At 56.7% G+C, this 3,256-nt stretch carries 1 rRNA gene; it reads right to left on the reverse strand.

From position 1 onward, the window contains the following. Positions 1–32: 32 nt before the first annotated feature. A 23S ribosomal RNA gene (locus ACEPPI_RS40220) occupies positions 33–3,155 on the reverse strand. Positions 3,156–3,256 lie beyond the last annotated feature (101 nt).

Below are 3,256 nucleotides of genomic sequence, written 5' to 3' on the forward strand. Positions count from 1 at the left end.
CTTCAGAACTAACACAGTGGACGCGAGCAACTGAGGACAAGCCCTCGGCCTATTAGTACCAGTCAGCTCCACCCGTTACCGGGCTTCCACATCTGGCCTATCAACCCAGTCGTCTACTGGGAGCCTTACCCTCTCAAGGAGGTGGGAATACTCATCTTGAAGCAGGCTTCCCGCTTAGATGCTTTCAGCGGTTATCCCTCCCGAACGTAGCCAACCAGCCATGCCCTTGGCAGGACAACTGGCACACCAGAGGTTCGTCCGTCCCGGTCCTCTCGTACTAGGGACAGCCCTTCTCAATATTCCTACGCGCACAGCGGATAGGGACCGAACTGTCTCACGACGTTCTAAACCCAGCTCGCGTACCGCTTTAATGGGCGAACAGCCCAACCCTTGGGACCGACTCCAGCCCCAGGATGCGACGAGCCGACATCGAGGTGCCAAACCATCCCGTCGATATGGACTCTTGGGGAAGATCAGCCTGTTATCCCCGGGGTACCTTTTATCCGTTGAGCGACGGCGCTTCCACAAGCCACCGCCGGATCACTAGTCCCGACTTTCGTCCCTGCTCGACCCGTCGGTCTCACAGTCAAGCTCCCTTGTGCACTTACACTCAACACCTGATTGCCAACCAGGCTGAGGGAACCTTTGGGCGCCTCCGTTACCCTTTGGGAGGCAACCGCCCCAGTTAAACTACCCATCAGACACTGTCCCTGATCCGGATCACGGACCGAGGTTAGACATCCAGCACGACCAGAGTGGTATTTCAACGGCGACTCCACCATGACTGGCGTCACGGCTTCAAAGTCTCCCACCTATCCTACACAAGCCGAACCGAACACCAATATCAAACTGTAGTAAAGGTCCCGGGGTCTTTCCGTCCTGCTGCGCGAAACGAGCATCTTTACTCGTAGTGCAATTTCACCGGGCCTATGGTTGAGACAGTCGAGAAGTCGTTACGCCATTCGTGCAGGTCGGAACTTACCCGACAAGGAATTTCGCTACCTTAGGATGGTTATAGTTACCACCGCCGTTTACTGGCGCTTAAGTTCTCAGCTTCGCAACCCCGAAAGGTCACTAACCGGTCCCCTTAACGTTCCAGCACCGGGCAGGCGTCAGTCCGTATACATCGCCTTACGGCTTCGCACGGACCTGTGTTTTTAGTAAACAGTCGCTTCTCGCTGGTCTCTGCGGCCACCCCCAGCTCACGGAGCAAGTCCGATCACCAGTGATGGCCCCCCTTCTCCCGAAGTTACGGGGGCATTTTGCCGAGTTCCTTAACCATAGTTCACCCGAACGCCTCGGTATTCTCTACCTGACCACCTGAGTCGGTTTAGGGTACGGGCCGCCATGAAACTCGCTAGAGGCTTTTCTCGACAGCATAGGATCATCCACTTCACCACAATCGGCTCGGCATCAGGTCTCAGCCTTAATGAGGGACGGATTTGCCTACCCCTCGGCCTACACCCTTACCCCGGGACAACCACCGCCCGGGCTGGACTACCTTCCTGCGTCACCCCATCGCTTACCTACTACAAGTCTGGTTCGTCGGCTCCACCACTTTCCTTTCCCCGAAGGGTCCGGAACGGCTTCACGGACTTAGCATCGCCTGATTCGATATTGGGCGTTTCAAAGCGGGTACCGGAATATCAACCGGTTGTCCATCGACTACGCCTGTCGGCCTCGCCTTAGGTCCCGACTTACCCTGGGCAGATCAGCTTGACCCAGGAACCCTTAGTCAATCGGCGCACACGTTTCTCACGTGTGTATCGCTACTCATGCCTGCATTCTCACTCGTGAACCGTCCACAACTAGCTTCCGCTGCTGCTTCACCCGGCACACGACGCTCCCCTACCCATCACAGCGGGCGTTGGCCCTATTGCTGCAATGACACGACTTCGGCGGTACGCTTGAGCCCCGCTACATTGTCGGCGCGGAATCACTTGACCAGTGAGCTATTACGCACTCTTTCAAGGGTGGCTGCTTCTAAGCCAACCTCCTGGTTGTCTCTGCGACTCCACATCCTTTCCCACTTAGCGTACGCTTAGGGGCCTTAGTCGATGCTCTGGGCTGTTTCCCTCTCGACCATGGAGCTTATCCCCCACAGTCTCACTGCCACGCTCTCACTTACCGGCATTCGGAGTTTGGCTAAGGTCAGTAACCCGGTAGGGCCCATCGCCTATCCAGTGCTCTACCTCCGGCAAGAAACACGTGACGCTGCACCTAAATGCATTTCGGGGAGAACCAGCTATCACGGAGTTTGATTGGCCTTTCACCCCTAACCACAGGTCATCCCCCAGGTTTTCAACCCTGGTGGGTTCGGTCCTCCACGAAGTCTTACCTCCGCTTCAACCTGCCCATGGCTAGATCACTCCGCTTCGGGTCTAGAGCGTGCAACTCAATCGCCCTATTCGGACTCGCTTTCGCTACGGCTTCCCCACACGGGTTAACCTCGCTACACACCGCTAACTCGCAGGCTCATTCTTCAAAAGGCACGCAGTCACGACTGTATGTGCAAGCACATACAGCGACGCTCCCACGGCTTGTAGGCACACGGTTTCAGGTACTATTTCACTCCGCTCCCGCGGTACTTTTCACCATTCCCTCACGGTACTATCCGCTATCGGTCACCAGGGAATATTTAGGCTTAGCGGGTGGTCCCGCCAGATTCACACGGGATTTCTCGGGCCCCGTGCTACTTGGGAGATTCTTAAGCAAGCCGCTGATGTTTCGTCTACGGGGGTCTTACCCTCTACGCCGGACCTTTCGCATGTCCTTCGACTACATCAACGGTTTCTGACTCGCCGACCGGCCGGCAGACCGGTCAAAAGAATTCCCACAACCCCGCATGCGCAACCCCTGCCGGGTATCACACGCATACGGTTTGGCCTCATCCGGTTTCGCTCGCCACTACTCCCGGAATCACGGTTGTTTTCTCTTCCTGAGGGTACTGAGATGTTTCACTTCCCCTCGTTCCCTCCACATGCCCTATGTGTTCAGGCATGGGTGACAGCCCATGACGACTGCCGGGTTTCCCCATTCGGACACCCCCGGATCAAAGCTCAGTTGGCAGCTCCCCGGGGCCTATCGCGGCCTCTCACGTCCTTCATCGGTTCCTGGTGCCAAGGCATCCACCGTGCGCCCTTAAAAACTTGGCCACAGATGCTCGCGTCCACTGTGTAGTTCTCAAGCAACGACCAGCCACCCATCACCCTCATCCCTAAGGACCAGGTTCACTGGGGCCGGCATCGCGAAGATA

It is taken from the genome of Streptomyces sp. AB3(2024) (genome assembly GCF_041862025.1).
Lineage (GTDB): Bacteria > Actinomycetota > Actinomycetes > Streptomycetales > Streptomycetaceae > Streptomyces.